Raw genomic sequence first — 3,290 nt, 5'->3', positions numbered from 1 at the left:
CGTCATCCAATTCTCCACGAAGAAGGGAGTTGGTGATTGTCTTTACTTCATCTTCGGTTTTAAACTCAGCTAACTCCTCAATCCAACCAATCGCAAATGGAAAGCGACTATCTTTCAAGGATTTGATACGCTCTGGATTTTGAGCACCACGGAAAACGATATAATTGCCTCTTGGAACGTAAGTAATTCTTAAAGGCGACTTGTTAAATTTAAACTCACTTGTCAAACCTAACTCTGAAATCGCCCACTTCAATTGCTCATAGACCGATTGTTCTAAGGTATTATCCGTCTTACGAATACATACCGCGTTGACTGGATAGCGCATAATCAGTTGAATGATAGTGTGTCCGAGGTCGCTTGACTTACCAGAACCACGCCCTCCCTTTTCCACTACATGTAAGATTTTAGGGTCAAATGCTGCACGCCACATAGAGTAAAAAGCCTTTGGGATAAATTCGCTCATTCTACGCTTCATCGCCAAATCCTATATCATCAACGAATTGAACAGCTGAAGACATCTCGATTTCTTTTCTCTCTAAATACGCTCCATTCACTCTAAATATGTGGTCTATAGAGCGTTGTCTTTCTTCAATCGTCGGAGTAAATTCATAAGTCGTTTCCGATACCTCCACACCTTCAGCAGTCTTTACAGTTTTTTTAGAATAGCCTTGTTGAGTTTCCCCTCTAGCAATACTAGCAGAGATTGCCAAGGCTTCTACGATTGACATCGAACGTTCGTCAAAAAGTTCTTCAGTACGTTTTTTAATGTATTCAGAAATCTCAACATTTTTCAACAATCTTTGTCCTATGCTATATGCCGTTTTCTCTGAGTACCCCACCTTAATAGCGGATTGTGTTGCGTTTCTACTGATGATGTACTCATCAGCGAAATGTTTCTGTCTCTCGTTCAATTTTCCATCACCACCTTTCAAAAAATCAAAAAAAGCCACACGATGTGTGACCTTTCTGCAAGGCGACTACAACCTTGCGTGTGTATTAAATTTTGACTTCATTTTTATTTTTTGTAGTCTTTACAACCTCTGAGGGAATCAAACCCTCTAGCTTATAACTTACCCGGGATATAAGTAGCTACGCAACCATGCGAGGTTCGGTCGCTCCTGCAACCATTTTTAAGTTAATGAGTGATATATGAATGCTAAGCCTACTGCCTACCCCATTCTGGGACACAAACACTCAAATGACAGTAGCTGGAATTGAACCAGCTGGTCTAGCAGTAAAACGTACGCTTGGTAAAAATTTTAAAGGAGACCCAAACAACCTGCTAACCTGTCCTTACTGTCTAAGAGGCCGAAACCTCTATATTTTTAGGAGTCCTCATGACTGTTCGTTGCCAATCATTGGATAATACTATTTTAGCACGTTTTTCCGTTCCAATTCTCCCAAGATTTTCCCAGATTTTTCCCAAGATTTTCCCAGATTTTTCCTAAGATTTTCCCAGAAATCACTTGTAAACCAGAAGGTTGCTTGCTTGATAGGACTCCGCGAACTCTAATAGAGCTTTGTTTAAGATCCGATAATACTCACTAGATGAGTAACCTAGTTCTGAATAAATGCTGTAGTCTTCCCTCCTTTTCTTCCTACAATATCGTTCGATTAGGATACGTATATATTCCATATCGGAAAGATTGTTGATTGCTTTAGCGATTAGTTCTAGGTCCTGCTGAGCTGATACTCTACGCAAGACCATGCTTTCTACCTGCTTACTTGTCTGACCACTTGATGATCTTGGCTCAAGTGAGTAGGATATTGTTATTTTCGGAGCGTATTCTTCTCCAGCTATCCGTCTCAGACGACTGTATTTTTTAAGGACTTTGATAGCTTCCTTTCTGGTTTTCTTTTCATCGATGATATCCAATAACTCTATTTGCACACGAACTCCTCCTCATGATATAATAGTTATGCGAAACTATAACACGAGAAGTCAGCTGTGCTGGCTTTTTTCTTGCCTTACTCCCTTTTTAGGTGTATACTGTATGTATACGAAATAAAGGAGAAACAAATGAATACTGTTAAAACTCGTAAGGTTGGGAACTCTGTCACTGTAACCATTCCCAAAACACTCAATGTTCCAGAAGGTCAGGAAATGTTTGTCTACAAGGGGGTAGATAATGTCATTGTCCTAGCTCCAAAAATTCCAGACCCATTTAGTGGTGACGCGAACCTACGCATGGAAGATGACTTCGAGGGGGTAAGATTCCTTGACAGCGAAATATGATTACATTCCAGAAAAACAGGACATCATCTGGATTGACTTTGACCCGTCTGTTGGACGTGAGATTCAGAAACGCCGTCCTGCTATTGTCGTCTCTCGTAGAGAATATTCGGAGCAGACTGGATTTGTTGCTGTATGCCCTATTACACACGGTCAAAGCAGACTAGAAGAACAAGGCCTGCTCGTTCCTGTGCGTTCCAATAAGGTAGATGGCTCTGTCAATCCACTCCAACTCTATACTTTTGACTTTAGAGAGCGCAGGGCTCAAAAAATCACAACCATGGATACAACCAGTTTTCAGAAGGTTGTCCAACTCTACAACTTCATCTTCGAAGCCTAGTCCTTATGGATTGGGCTTTTGTTATTTGTTATACTTCACATGTTTGTTGTCATAACATCACCTCATCCCCAATTTTCACTTTATCCCACTGCTCCTTCGTAACTACGAACACCCCGTAATCACGAATGGTAAGCGTGTATAGCTTGCCGTGTCGTCCTTTCTCAACAACCTTACCGAATATCTCAGCGCCTGCGTTATCCGCCTTGTAGATAACCATCGGCTTCTTCTCTTCCAAATCTCGAATCCTGTCCATCTGCCAGATGTTCAATCCAGCAGATAGCAGAATCCAGATAGCTATGAATCGTTTCATTCTGTGACCTCCTTTATTTCTCCAGTAAGTCTATTTTCTAAAATGTGACTTGTATAGCAAATATCGCTTTTATATGTATAGTGATTAACAGTTTCTTCAAGCCATTGGCTTCGTGTGTACGGGTATCTGTTTGGCCGTTTCATCACTGCACCTCATTTTTCAATTCAAAATCAATTCCATATAAGAGCAAATCATTTTGAAAGTCAACGAATGCTTCAATCATCTCAGCTTCTTGAAAGTCGTATTCCTCAACCATACTTAAGAAATCATCAATATCATTTCTTTGTACACTTCCGTATTCTGTCTTTGTTTGTTCCATGGCTTGTTCATAGTCATCAAAATCAATTGTGTAGCATATTCTGCCACTCGAAAAATCATATTTGTAATTCTTGATAATCATCCCTCCA

7 protein-coding genes are annotated in these 3,290 nt (G+C 40.3%); 2 read left to right on the top strand and 5 right to left on the bottom strand.

Annotation, left to right across the window (positions count from 1 at the left end; genetic code table 11):
• The 3 genes from SMIDD26_RS03750 to SMIDD26_RS03740 form a co-directional block, all read right to left on the bottom strand.
• Positions 1–475 (bottom strand): phage terminase large subunit (locus tag SMIDD26_RS03750; RefSeq protein ID WP_246746884.1); only part of this gene is annotated, 475 nt, incomplete at its 3' end.
• Entirely contained in the window at positions 465–950 is a 486-nt protein-coding gene (locus SMIDD26_RS03745) for a terminase small subunit (RefSeq protein ID WP_134990126.1), read from the bottom strand. The genes SMIDD26_RS03745 and SMIDD26_RS03750, both read right to left, overlap by 11 nt.
• A 512-nt stretch (positions 951–1,462) precedes the next feature.
• Positions 1,463–1,891, bottom strand: a complete 429-nt coding sequence (locus SMIDD26_RS03740) for an ArpU family phage packaging/lysis transcriptional regulator (RefSeq protein WP_061439010.1) — start codon at positions 1,889–1,891, stop codon at positions 1,463–1,465.
• A 129-nt stretch (positions 1,892–2,020) separates the two neighbouring features.
• Here SMIDD26_RS03740 and mazE point away from each other — a divergent pair, with 129 nt between their 5' ends.
• Positions 2,021–2,236: a type II toxin-antitoxin system PemI/MazE family antitoxin gene (mazE, locus tag SMIDD26_RS03735; RefSeq protein ID WP_061439008.1), complete on the top strand. Its 216-nt coding sequence runs from the start codon at positions 2,021–2,023 to the stop codon at positions 2,234–2,236.
• Entirely contained in the window at positions 2,220–2,573 is a 354-nt protein-coding gene (locus SMIDD26_RS03730; protein ID WP_061439007.1) for a type II toxin-antitoxin system PemK/MazF family toxin, read from the top strand. The genes mazE and SMIDD26_RS03730 overlap by 17 nt, the downstream gene beginning before the upstream one ends.
• Before the next feature lie 49 nt (positions 2,574–2,622).
• Here SMIDD26_RS03730 and SMIDD26_RS03725 read toward each other — a convergent pair whose 3' ends face one another.
• Positions 2,623–2,883: a DUF1372 family protein gene (locus tag SMIDD26_RS03725; RefSeq protein WP_061439006.1), complete on the bottom strand. Its 261-nt coding sequence runs from the start codon at positions 2,881–2,883 to the stop codon at positions 2,623–2,625.
• Positions 2,884–3,025: 142 nt separating this feature from the next.
• A partial coding sequence (locus tag SMIDD26_RS03720) for a hypothetical protein (RefSeq protein ID WP_246746883.1) occupies positions 3,026–3,290 on the bottom strand: 265 nt, incomplete at its 5' end.

The sequence above is a fragment of the Streptococcus mitis genome, from assembly GCF_001579035.1.
Lineage (GTDB): Bacteria > Bacillota > Bacilli > Lactobacillales > Streptococcaceae > Streptococcus > Streptococcus mitis_J.
This window is presented reverse-complemented; position numbering and strand designations above follow the sequence as displayed.

Excerpts from the sequence above, each read along its gene's own strand:
- SMIDD26_RS03725 (WP_061439006.1), bottom strand. The coding sequence starts at position 2,883 with ATGAAACGATTCATAGCTATCTGGATTCTGCTATCTGCTGGATTGAAC.
- mazE (WP_061439008.1), top strand. The coding sequence starts at position 2,021 with ATGAATACTGTTAAAACTCGTAAGGTTGGGAACTCTGTCACTGTAACC.